The following is a 21,411-nucleotide window of genomic DNA, read 5'->3' as shown; positions in this document are numbered from 1 at the left end:
CTCGAGTGACCACCAAAGCCCGTTCGGCGAAGGCCGCGGCCAAGACCACCAAGCAGGCCCGCCCGGTTGCCATCCTCGGCGGTAACCGCATCCCGTTCGCTCGTTCCGACGGCAAGTACGCCCACGCCTCCAATCAGGACATGTTCACCGCGGCCCTGAACGGCCTGGTCGCCCGTTTCGGCCTGCAGGGCGAGCGCCTGGGCATGGTCGTCGGCGGCGCGGTCCTCAAGCGCGTCGGTGAGCACGGCATGATCCGCGAGAGCGTGCTCGGCTCCACCCTCTCGCCCTACACCCCGGCACACGACCTGCAGCTGGCCTGCGGCACCGGCCTGCAGTCCATCGTCACCGTGGCCGACGGCATCGCCCTGGGCCGCCTCGAGAACGGCATCGGCGGCGGCAGCGACACCACCTCCGACGCCCCGATCGGCGTGAGCGAGAGCATGCGCGAGTGGATGCTCGACGCCAACCGCGCCAAGAAGAACTCCGACTACGTGAAGCTGGTCGGCCGCCTGCGTCCCTCCATGGTCGGCATCGAGATCCCGCGCAATGCCGAACCTCGGACCGGTCTTTCGATGGGCGAACACGCCGCCATGACCGCCAAGGAGTTCGGCGTCTCCCGCGAGGCGCAGGACGAGCTGGCCTACCTGTCGCACAAGAACATGGCCGCCGCCTACGACCGCGGCTTCATGGACGACCTCGTCACCCCGTTCCTCGGCCTGACCCGTGACGACAATCTGCGTCCGGGCTCCACCATCGAGAAGCTGGCCACCCTGAAGCCGGTCTTCGGCACCAAGCTCGGCGACGCCACCATGACCGCCGGCAACTCCACCCCGCTCACCGACGGCGCGTCCGCGGTGCTGCTGGGCTCCGAGGAGTGGGCGGCCTCGCGCAACCTGTCGCCGCTGGCCTACCTGGTGGACTCCGAAGTCGCCGCGGTGGACTACATCCACGGCCCGGACGGCCTGCTCATGGCCCCGACCTACGCGGTGCCGCGGATGCTGGCCCGCAATGGCCTGACCCTGCAGGACTTCGACTACTACGAGATCCACGAGGCCTTCGCCTCCGTGGTGCTCGCCACCCTGCAGGCGTGGGAGTCGGACCAGTACTGCAAGGAGCGTCTGGGCCTGGACGGCGCGCTCGGCTCCATCGACCGCGCCAAGCTGAACGTGAACGGCTCCTCGCTGGCGGCGGGTCATCCGTTCGCCGCCACCGGCGGCCGCATCATCGCCCAGACCGCCAAGCAGCTGGCCGAGAAGGGCGGCGGCCGCGCGCTGGTCTCCATCTGCGCCGCGGGCGGCCAGGGCGTCGTCGCCATCGTCGAGCGGTAGTTCACAGGGGCCACGCCCCTGAAAACCGTTTACAGGATGTAACCCGAAAGCCCCATTTCTGTTCGAGGGCGGTGCCCGGTCCAGGACGACGGACCGGGCACCGCCTTCGTCGTACGGCACCACTGAAAGCACTGTGCGGGTGCTTTGATCCCGCCGGGACCCTGCCCGGTGGCCGCGAGTGGATCCGGTGCTGGATCACCTGGCGACGAGTAGCGGGTCGGGTTCGATTCCTCGCGGCCCTACACAAGGAGCCTCAGAGTGCGGCGGGCCAGGTCGGAGATGCGGGTGCGGTCATAGCCGGCGACGGAGCTGTGGACGGTGTCGTGGAACGGGGCGGTCCAGTGGGCGGGGACGGCGGCGGCTCCGGTGAGGATGCCCACGACGGAACCGGCCGTCGCGCCATTGGAGTCGGTGTCCCAGCCGCCCTGCACCGTGAGGGCGAGGGTGCGGGTGAAATCGGCGTCGCCCCAGAGTAATCCGGCCGCGATGAGACAGGCGTTACCGACGGCGTGGACCCAGTTGTAGTGGGCGTGGCGGGTGTGGATGGCGGTCACGGCCTGCTCCCAGGACAGTCCGCCGCGGTGGTCGTCCAGGACCTCCGACAGGGCCACGGCGAGGCGGGAGCGGGCGGGGAGCACCGACTGGGCGACGGTCAGCGCGGCGGCGGGGCCGGGGGCGGTGAAGGCGGCGGCGATCAGCGCGCCCGCCCACATGGCGGCCCATAAACCGTTGCCCACGTGGGAGATCGAGGCGTCGCGGGCGGCCGCGGCGGCCGCGCGGCGGGGTTGGCCGGGGTGGGTGTAGCCGTGGATATCGGCGCGGATCAGAGCGCCTATCCACTCGCGGTAGGGATTTCGGAAGATGGCCGTGTCGGGCGGGACGAAGCCGTCGATGAGGTTGCGGTAGGCGACGCGTTCAGCGGTATAGGTCTGCAGGAACGGCAGCCGTTCGAGCCAGAGCGCCGCGACGTCATCGGGGGCGAACGCCGCGCCGTGCTGTTCGAGCAGGTGCAGGCCGAGAATCGGGTAGTCGACGTCGTCATCGCGGGGACAGCCGTCGATGCGGCCGAGAGTAGCTGTGCCCCAGGCTCTTCGGCCGTTCGCCTCGGGCGGGAGCGGATCGTCGACGGGGACGTAGTCGCGCAGCGGATAGACCCCGTTCGATTCCAGATACTCGCGGATGCGCGCGGGCGTCCAGATGAAGCCGTTCTCCAGGGGTTTACCGAGCGTGCAGCCGACGCAGCGGCCGATCCAGCCGCCGTGAATGCGGTCCAGCAGCTCGAGCTCCGCCAGGCCGGGTACCGAATCCTGCTCGATGTCCGCCGGATTCACACTCCACGGCGCGTCCACCCATTCGGTGTAGGGCCAGTCCGGCAGCCGCGGCGCCTGTTCGACCCGATCCAACAGCCGCCAGCACGCCGCGGGGATCGTCCGGTCGGTGTGCGTCAGATCGCGCACCTCTTCCGCGAAATCCTCTACCGCGTACCCGGATTCGGCGCGCTGACACCATTCGTAGTACAGCAGGGCACGCGGATCGGCCTCATGATGGCCGAAGAAGGCCGACTCTATGGTCACAACACCGCCTGGGTGGCCGCGACCACCTCGGAGAGCAGGGGCAGGGATTCGTCGCGCCGAGGCGCGCGCGCCCACCATCGGCCCTCATGGGTGCGACGGCCGAATCCGGTGGGCAGGATGACATTACTGCGATGCGGGCCGATGTCGACGCTGTTGCGCTCCAGCAATTCCAGGCAGTCGTCGGATGGATAGCCGTCGAAGACCGCGAGGAAGGTGCGGCGCGGCGGCTTGTCGCGCACCAGCACCGGGCCGGGTACGTCGCGACCGACCAGTTCATCAAGAATCAAGGCCCCCAACGGTTCCGGGGTGTTCACAGCGGCGATGGTGTCGACCAGTGGTAGCACCACGAATCCCGGCGTGGTCACGTGCACGTGGGGAAGACCGAACAGCGAGCGGTACATACGTGCCCACTCCTGCGGGGTCGTCAGCTCGTCCAACCGCACACTCCACCCCTCGTTCGGCCTGCTCCAACGACGGCGATGTCGATCGTCGGCGAGAGCCGACAATTTCAGTGAAAACCCGTACCCCGCATCGCACCACCGGTTTGGGTGAATCGTTCGCAAACTGTGGAGAACGTGCGCTGTGTTCAATTTGCCCTCCGCTTCGCTCCGGGCGGGTTCGCGGCCCTGGAGGTCTCGTTCTTCCCTCCCTCCGCTCCTCCGCTACGCTCCCCCGCTCCACTCAGTCCAGAACGAGACGCGCCGCGAACCAACGGTGTCCAATCTGCCCTCCGCTCCGCTCCGGGCGGGCTCGCGGCCCTGGAGGTCTCGTTCTTCCCTCCCTCCGCTCCTCCCCTACGCTCCCCCGCTCCACACAGTCCAGAACGAGACGCGCCGCGAACCAACGGTGTCCAATCTGCCCTCCGCTCCGCTCCGGACGGGCTCACGGCCCTGGAGGTCTCGTTCTTCCCTCCCTCCACACAGTCCAGAACGAGACGCGCCGCGAACCACTGGGCTTGTGATACTGCGACGGCACTCGCCTTCGCCATATGGCGTGTTTTTGGCCCGGGATCCACCTCGAGCGATGGGGATTCCGGACAAAGGCGCGCCGGAACGACGTGGGTGCCGTTGCGGGGTCAAGGCTTGGCGGAAGGTACTCGGGGTAGCCTCTTGGATGGAGAAAGGACGTTCCTACCAGGAGGTTCGTCATGCCCTGCGATTTGATGCTGATCGCCTACGACGGTTCCGAGAACGCCCGGCGGGCCGTCGAATACGCGGGACGGTTCCTGGCCGCGAACAGAGCCGTGGTGCTGACGGCGTGGGAGCCGATGGTGCGCCAGGCCGCGCGGTTGTCGGGGCTGTCCGGGGTGGTGCAGCCGGAGTGGATGACCGACGACGAGATAGAGGACGTCGCACTCGTGGACGCCCGGAATATCAATGCCGAAGGCGTGCGGCTGGCCAAACTGGCCGGCCTGAACGCCGAGCCGCGCACCGCCGAGTGCACGACCACCATCTGGAACGCGATCGTCGAGGTCGCGGACGAGCTGAATGTGGACATCATCGTGGCGGGGACACGCGGGGCGACCGGCATCCGGGCCCTGCTGCATTCGAGCGTGGCCGACGCGGTGCTCAAGCACTGCCACCGGCCGGTGCTCATGGTCCCGCCGGGGCGCGAACCCGCCGCGAAACAGGCCTGACCCCTCGGCGGCGCACCCCGCCGGGGGAGCAGTGCGAACCGGCCGGCCCTCGATATTGCGGGAAAGATGCTGGGCCACACCGCGATACCGCGCACCGCCCGACCGTCCGGGTGAGATGCGTCGCTCCCTGAGCCTGCCCGCCCGGGTGCGGGGCTATGGTCGAACCATCATGGACGGATTTCTGCTGGCGACACCGGACGGCGTCGTACGCACCTCGGGAACCCGCGCCGCCCACGAGTCGGCGGCCGCCGCGAGCGCGGCGCTGCGGTCCGGAGCGGCCGAGCTGATCGTGGGCGCGCTGCCGTTCGATCCGCGCCGTCCCGCCGCGCTCGCGACCCCCGAGCAGGCCGTACACACCGCCGGACCGTGGCGTCCGGCGGCGCTTCCGGAGCTGCCCGAGGTCCGGGTTGTCTGCGAAATGCCCAGTGCCGCAGAGCATGTCGCACGCGTGACGAAGCTGGTGGAACAGCTGGGCGATCCGGCGCAACCGCTGCGCAAGGTGGTGGCGGCCCGCTCGCTGCTGGCCGAGGCGCAGGCTCCGCTGGAGGCGGAGGTGATCGCCGCGCACCTGGTGAGCCGGCATCCGCGGGCCGCCGTCTACGCCGTCGACCTGTCCCCCGCCGGTCGGCCGGGCGACACGCTGCTCGGCGCCACGCCCGAGATGCTGATCTCCCGGCACGGCCGCACCGTCACCCTTCGCCCGCTGGCCGGCACCCTGCCCCGGCTCGCCGATCCGGACGACGACGCCGCCCAGGCCCGGGATTTGCTGGCCAGTACCAAGAATCGCGAGGAGCACGCCTACGTCATCGACTGGATCCGTGAGCTGCTGGCCCCCGTCTGCGCCGAACTGTCCATCCCTGATAGCCCCGAACTGCTCTCCACCCCCGAGGTCTGGCACCTGGCCACCCCCATCCGCGGCATGCTCCGCGACTCGGCCACCACCGCCCTCGACCTGGCCGTCCTGCTGCACCCCACGCCCGCCGTCTGCGGCACCCCCACCGACCTGGCCCTGGAGGCGATCACCGACCTCGAGGGCGAGCGCGGCTTCTACGGCGGCGCGGTCGGCTGGTGCGACGCCGCCGGGGACGGCGACTGGTACGTCGCCATCCGCTGCGCCGAACTCGCCGCCGATACCCGTACCCTGCGCGCCTTCGGCGGCGGCGGCATCGTCGCCGCCTCCGACCCCCGCACCGAACTCCACGAAACGACCGCCAAGCTCCGCACCTTCCTCGGCGGATTGCACTGCGCGATTCCCGATTAGCGCGGTGTCGTCGTATGCCGAAGCGACGACCGTTTTCGCGACGGTCGGGATGACTCGCCGGGGATGTCCGCAATCGGTTCGGCTCCCAACCGCCGACACGAGTGCCCAACGCCAACGGCTCTCAGCCGCGCGCTGACGGCTCGGGATGGCGGGGGACCGCAGCCCCCATGCCAAAACCTGCTAGGTTGGCTCCCGTTACGCATGCGTCCGATGTTGGGAGACCGCGATGAAGTTTGCCGTTCCTGGTGCAGCGAGTGCTGTCGGTGGAGCCCTGGTCGGGCTGGCGGCGGTCCTGGTCATCACAATGGCGGCTTCGCAGGACAAGCGGCCCGAGATCGACCGCAGCGGCGAGGCGTCCTCGTCACTATTGAACAACGTTGAGTACGGCTCGCGCTGACCGGACGACCTCCGAACCAGGCCAACCCGAAGACTCACAGTCCGATGTGACCGGTCCGGGCGCGGACCGGTCGCCGAACACCGCGCCGCTGGGGCGCCGCTGGCTGCTCGGCAGCGTCATCGCCGCATTCCTGCTGACCTTTCTGCAGGTGCCCGGTCAGACCGTCGCGGACACCAAATACGATCTCACGCAGAATCCGCTCGGCTTCCTCACCCGCGCCTCCCATCTGTGGAGCAGTCAGGCCCCGATGGGCCAGGTGCAGAACCAGGCCTACGGCTATTTCTTCCCGCACGGCGCGTTCTTCTCGCTCGGGCACATTCTCGGCCTGCCGGGCTGGGTGACCCAGCGAATCTGGTGGGCCCTGCTGCTGTTCGCGGGGTTTTGGGGCATCATCCGGCTCTGCGAGACCCTCGGCATCGGCAGCCGCGGCTCACGGGTGATCGCGGCGGTCGCGTTCGCGCTGTCGCCGCGCGTGCTCACGACTCTCGGCTCGATCTCCTCGGAGACGCTGCCGATGATGCTCGCCCCCTGGGTGCTGCTGGCTCCCGCCGCCCTGGGCGTGGCGATGAAACACCCGACCGCGAATTCCACAACCGTCGACACGCATTCCGCCGTCGCCGAGAAGCCCGCGCGGCGCGGGATGGCGACACCCGCGGGCAGCGCTCTCGCGCTCGCGTTGATGGGTTCGGTGAACGCCGTGGCGACGGCCGCGGCTTTCCTGCCCGCTGCGCTGTGGTGGTTGTCGTACAAACCGAATCGGGCGTGGTGGCGATTCACCCGCGCCTGGATTCCGCTGCTGGTGCTGGGCACCTTCTGGTGGGTGGTACCACTGTTGCTGCTGGGGAAGGTGAGTCCACCGTTCCTGGATTACATCGAGTCCTCGGGCGTGACGACGCAGTGGGCCTCGCTCGGCGAGGTACTGCGGGGCACCGACAGCTGGACCCCGTTCGTCTCCCCGGAACGCATCGCGGGCACGGTGCTGGTGACCCAGCCCGCCGCGGTGCTGGCCACCGGCCTGCTGGCCGCGGCGGGGATGGCCGGTCTGGCCATGCGATCCATACCGAATCGCGGACGGCTCGTGTTGATCCTGATCGTCGGATTGGTCGGCATCTGCGCGGGTTACGCCGGTGAGCTGGGCGGCCCGTTCGCCGAGCAGGTGCGGGTGTTCCTGGACTCCGGCGGCGCGCCGCTGCGGAACGTGCACAAGCTGGAACCGCTCATCCGGCTGCCGCTGGCGCTCGGGCTCGCGCATCTGCTGAGCCGGGTGCCACTGCCGGGTTCGGTGCCGATGCCGGTGTGGCGCAGGGCCTTCGCGCATCCGGAACGCGACCGCATGGTGGCGGTGGGCGCGCTCATCCTGACGGCCTTGGCGCTGTCCACCTCGCTGGCCTGGACCGGTAAGCTCGCGCCGCGCGGCAGCTACGACCGGGTGCCGGCGTACTGGCAGCAGACCGCGGATTGGCTGGCGCACAACGCATCCGACACCCGTGCGCTGGTGGTGCCCGGCGCGCCGTTCGGCAGTCAGCTGTGGGGCCTGACCCGCGACGAACCCCTGCAGGCCCTGGCGAGCACCCCGTGGGCGGTGCGGGACGCGGTGCCGCTCAACCCGCCCGGCGCCATCCGTGCCATGGATTCGGTGCAGCGGCTCATCGCCGACGGACGGCCGTCGGCGGGACTGGCGGCGACGCTGGCCGGACAGGGCATCGGAATCCTGGTGCTGCGCAACGATCTCGACCCGGACACCTCGCGGTCCACGCGGCCGATGCTGGCGCATCGCGCGATCGAGGGTTCGCCCGGTCTGAGGAAAGTCGCCGAATTCGGCGAGCCGGCCGAGAGCGGCAAGGTGAAGGGCCTGGTAGCGGACGGGGATCTACGCCCCCGATACCCGGCCGTCGAGATCTATCGCGTCGAGACGACCGTGCCCGGCACACCCGCTCAGGTGCGCAGCGGCGTCGGCGCGCCCGGGTCGTTTCCGGGTGCCTACACGGTTCCCCTCGACAGTGTCCCGGTCGTTCAAGGCGGCCCGGAGGTCGTGGAACGGTTGCGACGCAACCCGGCAATGCCCGCGGGCCCGACCATGCTGGCCACCGACGCCGCTAGCGCCGGGCTGCCGATGGACGGGGTCACCGTCACCGATACCCCGATGGATCGCGAGGCCGATTTCGGGCGCGTCGACAACCACAATTCGGCGCTGCGCGCGCCCGGCGACGCCCGCCGCACCCACAATCTGGTGCCCGACTATCCGGTGCCCGGCGCCCCGCTGGTGGAAGGCGAATGGTCCGGCGCGACCCTCACCGCCTCCAGCTCCGCCGGTGATGCCACCCAGCTGGGCGGGGCCGCGCCCGGAAGCTCCACCGCGGCCGTGGTGGACGGCGATCCGACCACCGCCTGGATCAGCAATGGCGCCGAACCCGCTGTCGGCCAATGGCTTCGGCTGGAGCTGGACAAGCCGGTCAGCTCGGCGGTGCTGCGGCTGACCACCAGCGCGGCCGCCATCGGCAGCCCGGTGAAGTGGGTGGAGGTGGAGACCGCCAAGGGCACGGTGGCGGGCCGCATCACCGAACCCGGTACGCCGGTGTCGATATCGCTGCCGCCGGGCCGCACCGACTGGATCAAGATCACCGCGGTGCACACCGAGGACGGCAGCGCCGGTGGGCAGTTCGGCATCAGCGAACTGAGCCTGGACGACTACGCCGACCGCGAGAACCCGGTCACCGTGGACATCCGGCACCGCACGGTGCTGCCGCCCGTCCCGGCGGGCGCACCGGTGCGGGGCTGGGACCTCGGGCAGGAATTCCCGGGCCGCAGCGCCTGTTTCGACTCCCCCGACCGCATCCGGTGCGGCAAGGGCCTGGCCCTCGCCGCCGAGGAGCCGGGTCCGTTCGAACGCACCCTGCGGGTGCCGCAGCCGATCACGGTGACCCCGGATCTGATCGTCCACACTCGCCCCGGCCCCGCGCTGGAAGCGCTGCTCACCGACCCGGACCGGCCCATCGCCCGCGGCCGCGCCGATGTCGCCGACCCGCGCGGCTCCGCCCTGGCCGCCACCGACGGCGACCCGCGCACCAGCTGGATCGCGCCGGAGACCACCGTGCGCGACCCCGCCGGCCCCAAACCCACACTCACCATCGAACTTCCGGCCCCGACCCTGGTGACCGGCCTGGAGGTGACGCCGGCGCGCGGCGACCTGCCCGCGCACCCCACCTCGGTCTCGGTGAATCTCGGTGACGGGCCGCAGGTGCGCGAGGTGAATCCGGATGCCGGCGTCACCAGCCGCGTGGACCTGCATCCGTTTGTCACCGACCGCATCGAGGTCAGCATCCAGACCTGGGACGGCGTACTCGACCGCACCGCACTGGGTTTCGCACAGGAGCAGCCGCCGGGCCTGGCCGAGGTGAACGTGCTGGGCCCCGACTACCCGGTCCCCGCCGACCCGGATCGGCTCATCACCATCGACTGCGCGCATGGGCCCACCATCACCGCCGCGGGCCGCACCCTGCACACCACGGTGACCGGCACCGCCGCCGAATTGCGTTCCGGCGCACCGCTGCCCGCCACCGTATGCGCCGTCGACGACAACGCCCCCGAGATGGCCACACCGGAGAGCGCGGATACCGGCTTCGAACTCCCCTCGGGGCGCGTGGATGTCGCGGTCGCTCCCACGGAGCTGTTCACCGTCGACGAACTGCGCCTGGATCGCACCCCGCCACTGGCCCCCGTCGCCGATCCGGACGGCGCCGCGGGCACCCGGGTGCTGGTGCTGCCGCTCAGTACCAACGTCGGATGGAAGGCGCGGTCGGCCGAGGGCGGCGCATTGAAGCCGGTGGTGATCAACGGCTGGCAGCAGGCGTGGCTGGTGCCGCCGGGGACCGAGGGCCCGATCACGGTCGAATTCCCCACCGACCGCTGGTACCGCCTGGCCATCTTCGGGGGGCTCCTGCTGCTGATTCCCCTGGTCGCGCTGGCCTTCCGGGGTGCCCGCGCACCGGTGCGCGACGACGGCCCGCCACCGCGCGCCTGGCAGGGGCGCACCGTCGCCGGGCTGGGCCTGGCCGCCGCAGCCGGTCTCATCGCGGGTCCGATCGCCCTTGTGATCACCCTGTTCGGCCTGGTCGCAGACCACTTTCGGCCGCACGGGCGGTCGCGCGCGCTGGTGGCGATCGCGGGCTGCGGCACCGCCGTATGCGCCGCCGCACTGTCGACCGGGCCCTGGCGTTCGCTGGACGGTTATGTCGGCGGGTCGCTGTGGGTGCAGTTCCCGGCCGTGGTCGCCGTGATCGCGGTAGGGATCGCGGCCCTGCCGCCGCGCCGCTGAATCGTGCTGCCGCTCAGCCGAAGCGGCGGCGCGTCCACTGTCGGACGGGTTCCTCGACGAGGGCGTAACTGGCGGCCGCCAGCGGCAGCGCGAAGGCGACCGTCAGCAGGTAGACCACGACGAAGTGCCCCTGGAAGGGCACGATGCCGAACACCGGGAAGATGATCGACAGCACGGCCAGATGCCAGATGAAGATGCCGTAGGACCAGCGTCCGAGGGTCGCGGCCACCCGGCCCTGCAGGAACCGGCGCCGCCGATCGGGCCGCAGGACCAGCGGGGCCAGCAGGCCGAAGCCGATGATCGCGCCGAGCGCCATCTTGGTGGCGTACTGCCATGGCTGCCCGTGCACGAGACCGGCCGGACCGGCCAGGTCGGTGGACGCCAGCAGCATGGCCGCCAGCGCGAGCGGCCACATGAGCCATTGGTTTCCGGCCACCCGCCGCCAACGCGGGGCGGGCAGGTCGGCGAGTTCGGCCAGCAGCATGCCCGCGGCGAACCAGGGCAGATATCCGGGCACCCAGTTGTCGGCGTGAATGCCCTCGGGCGTGGGCACGGGCAGGAAGTTCCAGCCCAGGCAGAGCAGTCCGAGACCGAGCACGACCGGCACCCGCAGCCGTGCCCACTGCCCGCGCAGCCGGACCAGGGCGAAGGCGAGCAACGGCAGCACAAGGTAGAAGGCCACTTCCACCGAGAGGCTCCACATCTGGGTGAGGCCGTCGGTGAGGGTGAAGGGCACGAACACCTGCAGCAGACCGAGATTCGACAGCCATACCCGCAGTCCGGCGGTGCGCGCGGCACTGGGCAGCAGGATCAGCGCCGCGCACACGACCACCCAGTAGGCGGGCAGGATGCGGGCCGCGCGATGCAGCAGATAGCGTCCGGCGCTCGGCGACTCATCCGATCCGCGGGCCGCGGCGGCGTGCGGCCGCCACAGCAGGAACCCGGACAGCGCGAAGAACACCGCGACCGCCATGTCGAAGCGCTCCCACACCCGGCCCAGGAGAGGCTGCCCGGTCGCGCCCGTCTGGAAGGCCACGTGGGTGAGCACCACCCCCAGCGCCGCGAGCGCGCGCATGCCCTCGAGTGCCGGGACGAAGCGACCCAGACGGACGGGCGCCTCGTCCGGAACGGGAGTCGCCGCAGCGGTGAAGGTCGTGGTCGTCATCGGATCCCAGTCTGCCTTGTCGCCGTTCCCGCGGGCGTCCGCCGCCCGACTCCGGGATGTTTCGGGGTGTTTTCCTGCCTCGGCCGCACTCTGGGACCGCTCGGACTGTTAGTGTCTGGGCTCACGAGTGCTGCGCGGCGACCGCAGTGCTGGAGCAAAGACGTGTTCGACGACGAGGAGAACCTGCATGGCACTCAGTGCCGGTACCAGAAGGACGGTGGCCTGCGTACTCGTGGGGCTCGGTGCGATGCTGCTCGTCGCCGCGATCATGATCCCCACCTATACGGTGAGCCGGCTCGCGAAAACCCCGCTGGACCTGGAGATCACGACCGTCGCGACCAATCCGCAGGCCGGCGCCCCCAGTGAGGTTCTGGACGCCAAGTCGCTGACCTCGGGCACGGGGCCGGCCAAGGTCGACCAGAACGTCCCGCTGGTCTCGCAGCGCTTCCTCACCGTCGAAGACCCGTCGGACGCTTCGCGAATGACCATCCAGGCCGGTCAGACCCTGCGCCGCACCGACAAGCAAGGCGACACGGGCCTGCTGACGGCGACCATCGACCGCGTCACCATCGACCGCAAGACCGGACAACCGGTGGACTCGGTCGACGGCGGCCCCAATGGCGCCATCGCGGTGACGGTCGACAAGAAGGGCGAGAGTGTGATGGACCCGGTGCAGCACACCGGCCTCCAGTACCGCTTCCCGATCGGCACCGAGAAGAAGACCTACCCGTACTTCGACCTGAACGTGCGCAAGACCTTCGATGCCAACTATCTCGAAGAGACCGAGATCAACGATCTGAAGGTCTATCACTTCCAGATGACGGCGCCGGTCACCGACCTGTCCACCGTCGCCAACTCGCCGACCAACAAGCTGACCCTGCCCGCCGAAAAGTGGGGCGTGGAGGGTGACGGCGACGTCACCATGGCGCGCTACTACACCAACGTCCGCGACCTGTGGGTCGAGCCGCAGACCGGCACGATCATCAAGGGCCAGGAGCAGATTCACCTGTTCTACGCTCGCAGCGGTGACAAGCCCGAGGTGACCGCCCTGAAGTCGACCGTGGTGTTCGACGAGAACACCATCGAGTCGCAGATCTCGGTGGCCAAGGACAATATGGACAAGCTGTCGCTGTACGGCCGCATCCTGCCGATCATCTTCGGCGTCTTCGGCCTGATGTTCGTGATCGCGGGCCTGCTGCTCGGCTTCCTCGGCAAGAACGGCAAGGGCGGCACCCCGGTCCGCCGGGTCCCCTCCGCCCCCTCGGGCGGTGCGGGCGTGCGCGACTTCGACGCCCCGACCCAGCAGATCGACATGAACAAGAAGCCGTAGCGGCTCCAGGTTCGACAGCGGCCCAGCACCTTCCGACGGTGCTGGGCCGCTGTCGTTTTCCCGCCCGCACTCCCGGGCCGGTGGATCGTCGGCCGCCGACCGGAGCGGCATCCGGCGGCACGGAGGTTCGGCAGCGGGGCCGAGGGGCGCGCGGACCGGCGGAGATGGCGGATGGGAGCATTGCGGGCGTGTCTGCCGTACGCCGTCTGCCTGTGGTCAAGGACCTGACCTTGGTGACGGTGGGGGCGATGACCGCGAATGTGGCCGGATATCTGCTGCAATTGCTCGCCAGCCGGTGGCTGGGCGTGGCGGGGTACAGCTCGTTCGCGAGCCTGCTGGCGGTGCAGATGCTGTGCGCGGTGCCCGCGCTGGCACTGCAGAACGTGGTGGCACGGGAGGTCGTGCGGGCGGCGTCCGTGGCCGCCGCGCGAGCGCTCGCGCTGCGTTGCGCCGGCCTGGTCGCCGGGCTGTCGTTGGCACTGGTACCGGTCATCGCCGCAGGGCTGAAAGTGGAGGTCGCGGCGGCGGCCGGAGCACTGTGCTCGGCGCCGGTACTGGTGTTGCTGGCGGGGGAACAGGGAATTCTGCAGGGCGGCAGCCGATTCCGGGAGCTGGCCGTGGTGCTGGGCGGCGCGGCGATCGTCCGGGTGGCCCCCGCGTTGATCGTTCTGGCCGTCGGTGGCGGGCCCGCGGCCGCCCTGTGGGCGGGCGCTGCCGGGGTTACCTGCGCGACCTTGGCCGCCCGGCATCTGGCAGACGAGGAGGCCGATCAGGCGCGCAGGCCCTCGCCGTCGGCTTCCGAGACCGGGGCGCAGCCGATGTCGAGCGTCTCGGCGGGAATCGGCGGGGTATCCGCCATGTCGGCGCCGGAGCGCGCCGTCGACCGCACGCTCGGGGTGCTTCCGGTCTTCCGGGCCACCCAGGTGCAGGCGGCGTTGATGGCATTGTCGTCGGCGGATCTGCTGATCTCGCGGATCGTGCTGGACGAGAACGATGCCGGGCGGTACGCGTTGGGGGCGATTGCCGCCAAGATCGCATTCTGGCTGCCGCAGGCGGTCGGGGTGGTGCTGTATCCCCGGATGGCGCAGCCGCAGCACTCGGCGCGCGCCATGCGGTCGGCGCTGGCCGTGCTGGTGGGGATCGGGGCGGTCACGGTGGCCGGAGCAGCTGTCGCCGCGCCGCTGGCGCCGTTGTTCGCCGGAAAGGACTACGCGCCGATCGAAGGATCGCTGTGGCTGTTCGCGCTCCAGGGGGCGCTGCTGGCCGTGCTCCAGGCGGCGCTGCTGTCGGCGATCGCGACGGATCGGACGGCGCCGGCGGCGATCACGTGGATCGGGCTGGGCGCCGGGATCGCGGTCATGCTGACGTGCGCGCATTCGATGCTGTCGCTGATCATCACCGCCACGGTCACGGCCGCGGTGACCACCCTGGTCATCACGGGCGTGGCCCTGCGCGCCGCGAACGACGGGGCCGAGAGCCCAACGCGGGTCCCCGATCTCGGGGCGAGCGGAACGTAGGGTGCCGGTGTGAGCGCGCAGGGTCGGGAGCGGCGGTGGGCTGAGCTGGCGCCCGCGGGATACAGCCTGGTGCAGGCGGTGATCGTGCTCGGTCCGCTGCTCGGGCCGGGGTATCTGCTGTTGCGGGACGCCGTCAGCACGCCGCGGTCGTATCTGACCGATTCCGCCCTCGGGCTGGGCGATGCGGCGCCGCGGGCGGTACCGCAGGACGCGCTGATCGCCGTCGCGTCGGTCGTTGTCGACGGCGGGCTCTTCGTCAAAGTGATTCTGCTGGCGGCGCTCTGGCTGGCGGGCTGGGGCGCGGCCGTCCTGGTGCGCGATCTGCTGGACGTGTCACTGGGGCCGCAGCTGGTGGCGGCCACCGTGGCCATTTGGAATCCCTATGTGGCCGAGCGTCTTCTGCAGGGGCATTGGAGCTTGCTCACCGGCTATGCCGCACTGCCCTGGATCGCAGTGCTCGCCACACGATTGCGCATACACATCGGCACCGGGCATCGTCGACGCGCGGTGACCGGCGCCGACGCCACTGCACGGCCCGCCACCACCTCACCACCTGGCTCGTTGGGCGGGTGGGCGGGACTTGCCGGCTGCTTCGCGGCGGCCGGGCTCACCCCGACCGGTTCACTGCTGGCGGGAGTCATGGCAGTGCTGCTGGTCGGCAGGCGGAATCTGCCTGCGGCGGCGGCACTCTGGCTGCTGTCGGCGGCGCCCTGGCTGACCGCGACCGCCCTGTCGGGCGCGGGTGCCGAACCCTCCGATCCGGCGGGCATCGCGGCCTTCGCGGCCCGCGCGGAACCGTGGCTCGGTACCCTCGGCAGCCTGGCCGGTCTGGGCGGCATCTGGAACGGCACCGCTGTACCCGGTTCGCGCACGACATTCCTCGCGCTGGCCGGAACGGTACTCCTGCTCGTCCTCGTGGCGACCGGGATCCGCACGGTCCTCGGCGCCGGCGCGGCCGCCGAATCCTGTTCGGGCGCAGCCACTCACGCCCGGGACCGCCGCGACGCGCGACCGGACGACACGTCCGGAGCGGACAACGCGCCGGACGGTGAATCCGATCGGGATCCAGGTCACGGCCAGGGGCGTGTGGTTCGCCGACGATTGGTCGCGCTGGCGGCGGCGGCGATCGTCCTGCCCGCGCTGGGGGCGACCGGCTGGGGGCTGTCGGTGGGCGAGTTCCTGGTGACCAGGGTGCCGGGCGCCGGGCTGTTCCGCGACACCCAGAAGTACGTGGCCCTGGCCGTTCCCGCATACGCGTTGTGCGCGGCGGCCGGATGCCGGACGGTCGGACGCCGGATTTCCACCATGGTGGATGGTGCGAGCGTGGAGTCGCCGCGGGCTCGAACGGGCGCGACCGCGGTGCTTTTCCTGGCCGTCCTGTTCCTCACGCTGCCGGATATGGCATGGGGAGTCGGAGGCGCGCTGCGGCCGGTGCACTATCCGGCCGGCTGGCAGCGAGTGGCGGCTACGGTCGACGCGCCCGGGGATGTCGCGGTGCTGCCCGCGGGGATGTTCCGGAGGTTCAGGTATTCGGGCAGTGCGCCGGTCCTGGATCCGGCCCCGCGCATGCTGCGGCGAGATGTCCTGCAGACCGGGGAGCTTCCCGTGCGTGGCGGCGTGGTCGCCGGTGAGGGCGAGCGCGCACGGAAGGTGGAGAAACTGCTGTTGCGCGGCGGATCGGCGAACGAACTGGCCGAACTCGGGGTCGGCTGGGTGCTGGTCGAGGACGGCACTCCCGGACCGCTGGGCGAATCGAAAGCCACTCTGGCCCAGTTGAATCCCGTCTACGCCGACCGGGATGTGCAGCTGTACCGGGTGCCGGGCGATATCGCCGCCCATGACGCGTCGGCCCCCAACCGCCGCCTGTCCGGCGCCGCGCATCTGCTGTGGGCGGCGCTGCTTGTCAGCGGATTCCTCACCGCCGCAATCTATTCGGCGACGCGGCGTTCGGTCCCGCGGGAAGCCGGGTGCGAACCCCACCCCGATCACGACAATGCCGACTAGTGCGATGACCAGGACGATCCACATGCCTCGATGCCAGGAATCGTCGCGGATCCGCGTCGAGAGTCGCCGAATCGCGATGCGCGCCGGTCACACTCGCGCGGGCGCGATCAGACCGCTCACCCGCCCGCCGCGGGTCACCGCGGACAGCACCTCGTAGACGCCGTTTCCGGTCTGCTCCCAGGAGAACTCGCGAGCCCGCGCTCGCGCCTTCTCCCCGAGCACGGTACGCGCCTCGCGATTGCCGAGCAGTTCGCCGACGGCCTCGGTCAGCTGCGCCGAGTCGTCGACCAGCAGTCCGGTCACGCCGTCCACGATGGAATCGGTGAGCCCGCGCGAACTGCGGTACCCGACCGTGGGCACCCCGTGCTGGGCCGCCTCGATGACCGCCAGCCCCCAGCCCTCCTTGCGCGAGGGCAGTACGTGCACCCACGCGCGGGCCAGCAGCCGATGCTTCTCGTCCTCGTCCACGTGCCCGTGGAAGGTGACCGCGTCGGCGATGCCGAGCTCGTGGGCGTGGGCGCGCAGGTTGTCGGCCCACCAGCCGTCGCCGATCACGTCGAGGTGCAGGCCGGGAATCCGCCCGCGCAGCCCGGCCACCACGGCCATGGCGTCCTCGATCTGCTTGTGCGGCACCAGCCGTGAGAGCACCACGATACTGGGGTGCCCGGTGCGGGTGGCGTGGTCGCCGGCGGGGACCTGCGCGGGAATGGGCTCCGCGCCATTGCGCACCACCGCGATTCGCGTCTTGGCCACCCCGAGCGCGGTCAGCTCCTCGGCCGACGGCAGCGAGACCGTCAGATACTGATTGCGCCGGTGCACGCGCGGCGACAACCGCGATTCGATCCACCAGCCGATCCGCCCGATCAGCCGTCCGGCCACCGGCCACTGCTCCCGATGCCCGTGATGCACCAGCACCACGGTCGGCGCGGCCGTCGCGGCGCAGGCGAAGAAGGGGATGCCGTTCTGGGTGTCGATGACCGCGTCGGGGCGCAAGCCCTTCAGCGGCCCGATCCCGAGCCTGCCCAGCGCAATGGCCGCCAGCGCCCGCGGATACACGGTGAACCGGCCGCCACCGCGGCTGATCTCGATGCCGTCCACCATTTCCCGCCTGGCCGCCCCCGGATACCCGGCGGTCCGCAGCGTGACCTTGACGCCGCGCGCCGCCAGCTGCGCACCGACCTGCTCCAGATAACGCTCGCTCCCGCCACCCTGCGGATGTCCGGTGTCGCGCCAGCACAGCAGCAGCACTTCACGCACAGGCGGGTCTCCAGGTCGCAGTCGGGGACGGACGGACAATGGGCTCCACCATATAGCCCGCCGGCCACTCACGGACCACCAGTGGGTCATCCGACCTGCCACGATCGATCAGATTTCGCCCGCGGCCGCGTTCTCGGCACGACCGATTTCGCGAGGAGGGGTAATCCCTGGGGGCACCCCCGGAAATCGGGTCGGCGCCGAAATCCCGGTATGGGTGCTCATCGGTGAGCGGCTCGGGGACCGCCCGCCGCAGTCCCGGGGAGGCGCACTGCCGGCGGACCCCGCTGTGCGAGACTGGCCGCCGTGCTTCGAGCTGAGCAGACCACGCCGCGCCGCCCGCGATTCGCCCGCCGGGCGACGCTGCGTCGGTCGCTACGACTGCTGGGCAGTTTCCGGTTCGAGCAGAGCGATCCGGCGGTCTTCTACGGCGGGGTGGCCGCCGATACCGCCGATCTGGTGTCCGACTTCTATCGGGATCTGACCGGAGACTCGCTGCGGGGCGCCATCGTGCTGGATGTGGGCGGCGGCCCGGGATATTTCGCGGATGAGTTCGGCCGCGCCGGAGCACGCTACCTGCCGGTCGAGCCCGATCCGTCGGAGATGCACGCGGCGGGGTTGCGGGTCGCGGGCGCGGTGCGCGGGTCCGGGATGGCGCTGCCGTTCCGCGATGACGCGGTGGAGGTCTGTATCTCCTCGAATGTGGCCGAGCACGTGCCGCATCCGTGGGTGATGGCCGGGGAAATGCTGCGGGTCACCAAACCCGGTGGCCTCATGGTCTTTTCATACACCGTCTGGCACGGGCCCTTCGGCGGGCATGAGACCGGGCCGTGGCACTACCTGGGCGGGGAGTACGCGGCACGGCGATATCGGCGCAAGCACGGACGCGAGCCGAAGAACCGCTTCGGGCGGTCACTGTTCGCGGTGCGGGCCGCGGAGGGTTTGCGCTGGGCCCGCGAAACTCCGGACGACATCAGGATTCTCGCGGTGTTCCCGCGCTATCACCCGCACTGGGCCTGGTGGGTGGTGCATGTCCCGGTGCTGCGGGAGCTGCTGGTCAGCAACCTCGTGGTGGTGGCCACCAAGCGGCCGCGATCAGCGTATGGAGAATCCACGCCGCCAGATGCGACCCAGCGCGGTGCACGGTTCGGGTTCGCCCCATGGTGACTCCTGGGTAGCCAACCCGACGGTCTCCATGGCGGTCAGGCCGACCTGACCGGCCAGGGCATTCACGGCGGCAACCGCCTCGGCCGCCTGCAATGCCGCGGCGGCTTGCTCCGTGGTCAGCGTCCGGCCCGGCAGGAAAGACACCACCCAACCGCCTGCGCCAACGCTTTTCGCCTGATGCGGCGTGAGATCACTGGTCATCAACGATCTGCCGACCACTTGCACCGCCATGACTCGGACTCCCCTGTGCGGTAACGGTTCATGTTTCGAGCGAGCTATCCACGGTAGCTATAAAGCATGCTCGCTATGGCTGCCGAATGCAATAGTGCGTTCGGCGAAAAGCGAACCGACAGGTCGGAATTGGAATCCGGCGGGCGCTGCGTGTTTGCCACAAGTATGCAAAACCCTTGCACCGCCGGACATCCGGAGGGCTCAACCCTCCGGCAGCATGAGCCGCAGGACCGGCTGCCCCTTCCGGACCGTCGGATACGTCGCTTCCAGGACCTCGACGCGCCACCCCGGCGGCAACACCCGCTGCAACTGGATCGCGGCCCGCTGCATGGGAGTGCTGACACCCGGTGAATCGACATCGGACAACTCGCCGAGCAGGAAGTCGTCGAGATGCGCATCGGCCATCAGGGGATCTACCTTTCGAAGAGCTAATAGATAGCAACCGACCGGATTGGTGGAGAAAGGCGTACCGGGCAGAGCATAGGCCACGGCCTGGCAACCTGGAATCCGAATCAGGTTTCGGCGCGCCGGGGACACGACGACTTGGAAACCGAGAAGTCGAATTTCAAAGAAGATCCCGGTCAGCGGGACATTCGCCCCGCATGCCCGGGACAGCGCGGAGCACAAAACTGTAACGTGTTCTCATGGAGTACCAGAGTCTGTTCATCGGTGGCCGCTGGACCGCGCCGGCCGGCCCGGACACCCTTCCCGTCGTCTCGCCCGCAACCCTGGAAACTGTCGGCAGCGTGCCCGTCGTCACCCGCGCCGACGTCGACGCCGCGGTCGCGGCGGCCCGTCGGGCCTTCGACAGCGGACCCTGGCCCGCCACCCCGCCGGAGGAGCGCGCCGCCCTGCTGAGCCGCGTCGTCGCGCTGCTCGACCAGAAGGCCGCCGATCTCGCCGCCGCCCTGTCCGCCGAAATGGGCGCGCCCGCCATGGCCGCGAGCACCCTCAACTATGTCCCCGCCCGCGCCACCCTCGACTTCTACGCCGGACTCGGAAAGTCGTTCCCCTGGACCGAATCCCGCACCGGCCTGTTCGGCACCACGCGCGTATCCCGCGAACCGGTCGGTGTGGTCGCCGCCGTGATCGCGTGGAATGTCCCGCTCTTCCTCGCGGTCAACAAACTCGCGCCCGCCCTGCTGGCCGGGTGCAGCGTGGTGCTCAAACCCGCGCCGCTCACCCCGCTGGCCGCCAACCTGCTGGCCGACATCTTCGCCGAGGCCGGACTGCCCGAGGGCGTGCTGTCGGTGCTGCCCGCCGAGGCAGACGCGGCCGAATACCTGGTCTCCCACCCGGGCGTCGACAAGGTCACCTTCACCGGCAGCACCGCGGTCGGGCGCAAGATCGCCGCCATCGCGGGCAGCGGGCTCAAGCGCTGCTCGCTGGAACTGGGCGGCAAGTCCGCCGCGATCCTCTTGCCCGACATGGACATCGCCGACATGCCGAAGCTCGCCTTCGCCGGTTTGATGAACAGCGGCCAGGCCTGCGTGGCTCAGACCCGCATCCTCGCCCCGCGCGGCCGCTACGACGAAATCCTCGACGCCCTCACCAGTTCCGTGGGCCTGTTCCCGGTCGGCCTGCCCGACGACCCGAATGCCCAACTCGGCCCGCTCATCTCGGAGAAGCAGCGCGAACGCGTCGAGGGCTATATCGCCAAGGGCCAAGAGGAGGGCGCCCGGCTCATCCTCGGCGGCGACCGCCCCGCCGACCTCCCCGGCTGGTACGTCCTACCCACCGTCTTCGCCGACGTCACCAACGCCATGACCATCGCCCGCGAGGAGATCTTCGGCCCCGTCCTCTCGGTTCTCCCCTACGACAGCGAGGACGAGGCCGTCGCCATCGCCAACGACAGCGACTACGGCCTCGCCGGCTCCGTCTGGACCACCGACATCGAACACGGCGCGGCCATCGCGGCCAAGGTCCGCACCGGCACCTACGCCATCAACTGGTACGCCTTCGACCCCTGCGCTCCCTTCGGGGGCTACAAGACCTCCGGCATCGGCCGCGAAAACGGCCCCGAGGGCCTCGACGCCTACTGCGAGCAGAAGTCCCTGCTCATGCCGCCCGGCTCCCCGAACTCCCCCGCCACCCCGAGCCTTTAGCGGGCGGCTCGGGTGCCGTTTCCGGACGCGCACCCGTGCCGGCGGTGGAGAGCCGAAACGACTTCGGGGGTACCCGACGAGTTACCCTCGCCGCCCGAAATCGGTCGCCCCGTCCCAGTCGGGGCCT

The 21,411-nt window shown here is 70.3% G+C and carries 16 protein-coding genes; 10 read left to right on the top strand and 6 right to left on the bottom strand.

The window, feature by feature from the left end; genetic code table 11:
• Window positions 1-5 precede the first annotated feature (5 nt).
• Window positions 6-1,328, top strand: coding sequence for an acetyl-CoA C-acetyltransferase (locus GLP40_RS18615; RefSeq protein ID WP_328290349.1), 1,323 nt, complete (start codon window positions 6-8; stop codon window positions 1,326-1,328).
• Between the two features lie 239 nt (window positions 1,329-1,567).
• Here the strand turns inward: GLP40_RS18615 and GLP40_RS18610 are convergent, their stop codons facing one another.
• Both GLP40_RS18610 and GLP40_RS18605 read right to left on the bottom strand, forming a co-directional pair.
• Window positions 1,568-2,902, bottom strand: coding sequence for an ADP-ribosylglycohydrolase family protein (locus GLP40_RS18610; RefSeq protein ID WP_328290348.1), 1,335 nt, complete (start codon window positions 2,900-2,902; stop codon window positions 1,568-1,570).
• The gene (locus tag GLP40_RS18605) at window positions 2,899-3,339 is read right to left on the bottom strand and encodes a hypothetical protein (RefSeq protein WP_154789199.1); all 441 of its coding nucleotides are present in this window, start codon (window positions 3,337-3,339) and stop codon (window positions 2,899-2,901) included. Before GLP40_RS18605 ends, GLP40_RS18610 begins: the two co-directional genes overlap by 4 nt.
• 710 nt (window positions 3,340-4,049) lie before the next feature.
• Between GLP40_RS18605 and GLP40_RS18600 the strand changes: the two genes are divergently transcribed.
• The 4 genes from GLP40_RS18600 to GLP40_RS18585 all read left to right on the top strand — a co-directional run bounded on the left by GLP40_RS18600 (window position 4,050) and on the right by GLP40_RS18585 (window position 10,511).
• Complete coding sequence (locus tag GLP40_RS18600) at window positions 4,050-4,538, top strand: universal stress protein (protein ID WP_154789198.1); 489 nt, start codon at window positions 4,050-4,052, stop codon at window positions 4,536-4,538.
• Window positions 4,539-4,707: 169 nt separating this feature from the next.
• On the top strand, window positions 4,708-5,799 hold the full coding sequence (locus tag GLP40_RS18595) for an isochorismate synthase (protein ID WP_154789379.1): 1,092 nt from the start codon (window positions 4,708-4,710) through the stop codon (window positions 5,797-5,799).
• A 226-nt stretch (window positions 5,800-6,025) separates the two neighbouring features.
• Window positions 6,026-6,196 carry a DUF2613 domain-containing protein gene (locus GLP40_RS18590; protein ID WP_154789197.1) on the top strand — a complete coding sequence of 57 codons (171 nt, stop codon included), beginning with the start codon at window positions 6,026-6,028 and terminating at the stop codon, window positions 6,194-6,196.
• 46 nt (window positions 6,197-6,242) lie between these two features.
• Window positions 6,243-10,511, top strand: coding sequence for an alpha-(1->3)-arabinofuranosyltransferase (locus GLP40_RS18585; RefSeq protein ID WP_328290347.1), 4,269 nt, complete (start codon window positions 6,243-6,245; stop codon window positions 10,509-10,511).
• Window positions 10,512-10,524: 13 nt separating this feature from the next.
• Here the strand turns inward: GLP40_RS18585 and GLP40_RS18580 are convergent, their stop codons facing one another.
• Complete coding sequence (locus tag GLP40_RS18580; RefSeq protein ID WP_154789196.1) at window positions 10,525-11,676, bottom strand: acyltransferase family protein; 1,152 nt, start codon at window positions 11,674-11,676, stop codon at window positions 10,525-10,527.
• 187 nt (window positions 11,677-11,863) lie between these two features.
• Here GLP40_RS18580 and GLP40_RS18575 point away from each other — a divergent pair, with 187 nt between their 5' ends.
• The 3 genes from GLP40_RS18575 to GLP40_RS18565 all read left to right on the top strand — a co-directional run bounded on the left by GLP40_RS18575 (window position 11,864) and on the right by GLP40_RS18565 (window position 16,527).
• The gene (locus tag GLP40_RS18575) at window positions 11,864-13,006 is read left to right on the top strand and encodes a DUF3068 domain-containing protein (RefSeq protein WP_154789195.1); all 1,143 of its coding nucleotides are present in this window, start codon (window positions 11,864-11,866) and stop codon (window positions 13,004-13,006) included.
• A 248-nt stretch (window positions 13,007-13,254) separates the two neighbouring features.
• Window positions 13,255-14,523, top strand: a complete 1,269-nt coding sequence (locus GLP40_RS18570) for a polysaccharide biosynthesis protein (protein WP_154789377.1) — start codon at window positions 13,255-13,257, stop codon at window positions 14,521-14,523.
• A 69-nt stretch (window positions 14,524-14,592) separates the two neighbouring features.
• The gene (locus tag GLP40_RS18565) at window positions 14,593-16,527 is read left to right on the top strand and encodes a hypothetical protein (RefSeq protein WP_407671627.1); all 1,935 of its coding nucleotides are present in this window, start codon (window positions 14,593-14,595) and stop codon (window positions 16,525-16,527) included.
• A gap of 87 nt (window positions 16,528-16,614) precedes the next feature.
• Here GLP40_RS18565 and GLP40_RS18560 read toward each other — a convergent pair whose 3' ends face one another.
• Complete coding sequence (locus tag GLP40_RS18560; protein WP_328290346.1) at window positions 16,615-17,784, bottom strand: glycosyltransferase family 4 protein; 1,170 nt, start codon at window positions 17,782-17,784, stop codon at window positions 16,615-16,617.
• A gap of 303 nt (window positions 17,785-18,087) precedes the next feature.
• Here GLP40_RS18560 and GLP40_RS18555 point away from each other — a divergent pair, with 303 nt between their 5' ends.
• Window positions 18,088-18,948 carry a class I SAM-dependent methyltransferase gene (locus tag GLP40_RS18555; protein WP_328290345.1) on the top strand — a complete coding sequence of 287 codons (861 nt, stop codon included), beginning with the start codon at window positions 18,088-18,090 and terminating at the stop codon, window positions 18,946-18,948.
• Here GLP40_RS18555 and GLP40_RS18550 read toward each other — a convergent pair.
• The gene (locus GLP40_RS18550; protein ID WP_154789192.1) at window positions 18,877-19,179 is read right to left on the bottom strand and encodes a hypothetical protein; all 303 of its coding nucleotides are present in this window, start codon (window positions 19,177-19,179) and stop codon (window positions 18,877-18,879) included. The genes GLP40_RS18555 and GLP40_RS18550 overlap by 72 nt on opposite strands.
• A 201-nt stretch (window positions 19,180-19,380) precedes the next feature.
• Complete coding sequence (locus GLP40_RS18545; RefSeq protein WP_154789191.1) at window positions 19,381-19,584, bottom strand: hypothetical protein; 204 nt, start codon at window positions 19,582-19,584, stop codon at window positions 19,381-19,383.
• 239 nt (window positions 19,585-19,823) lie between these two features.
• Between GLP40_RS18545 and GLP40_RS18540 the strand changes: the two genes are divergently transcribed.
• Window positions 19,824-21,284, top strand: coding sequence for an aldehyde dehydrogenase (locus tag GLP40_RS18540; RefSeq protein WP_154789190.1), 1,461 nt, complete (start codon window positions 19,824-19,826; stop codon window positions 21,282-21,284).
• Window positions 21,285-21,411: the final 127 nt, after the last annotated feature.

The organism is Nocardia aurantiaca (genome assembly GCF_009708175.1).
Lineage (GTDB): Bacteria > Actinomycetota > Actinomycetes > Mycobacteriales > Mycobacteriaceae > Nocardia > Nocardia aurantiaca.
The sequence above is the reverse complement of the archived record's forward strand: the minus strand, read 5'-3'. Positions and strand labels throughout refer to the sequence as shown.

Coding starts and splice junctions, on each gene's coding strand:
- GLP40_RS18580 (WP_154789196.1), bottom strand. CDS start 11,676: ATGACGACCACGACCTTCACCGCTGCGGCGACTCCCGTTCCGGACGAG.
- GLP40_RS18545 (WP_154789191.1), bottom strand. CDS start 19,584: ATGGCCGATGCGCATCTCGACGACTTCCTGCTCGGCGAGTTGTCCGAT.
- GLP40_RS18540 (WP_154789190.1), top strand. CDS start 19,824: ATGGAGTACCAGAGTCTGTTCATCGGTGGCCGCTGGACCGCGCCGGCC.
- GLP40_RS18570 (WP_154789377.1), top strand. CDS start 13,255: ATGACCGCGAATGTGGCCGGATATCTGCTGCAATTGCTCGCCAGCCGG.
- GLP40_RS18590 (WP_154789197.1), top strand. CDS start 6,026: ATGAAGTTTGCCGTTCCTGGTGCAGCGAGTGCTGTCGGTGGAGCCCTG.
- GLP40_RS18550 (WP_154789192.1), bottom strand. CDS start 19,179: ATGGCGGTGCAAGTGGTCGGCAGATCGTTGATGACCAGTGATCTCACG.
- GLP40_RS18575 (WP_154789195.1), top strand. CDS start 11,864: ATGGCACTCAGTGCCGGTACCAGAAGGACGGTGGCCTGCGTACTCGTG.
- GLP40_RS18600 (WP_154789198.1), top strand. CDS start 4,050: ATGCCCTGCGATTTGATGCTGATCGCCTACGACGGTTCCGAGAACGCC.
- GLP40_RS18595 (WP_154789379.1), top strand. CDS start 4,708: ATGGACGGATTTCTGCTGGCGACACCGGACGGCGTCGTACGCACCTCG.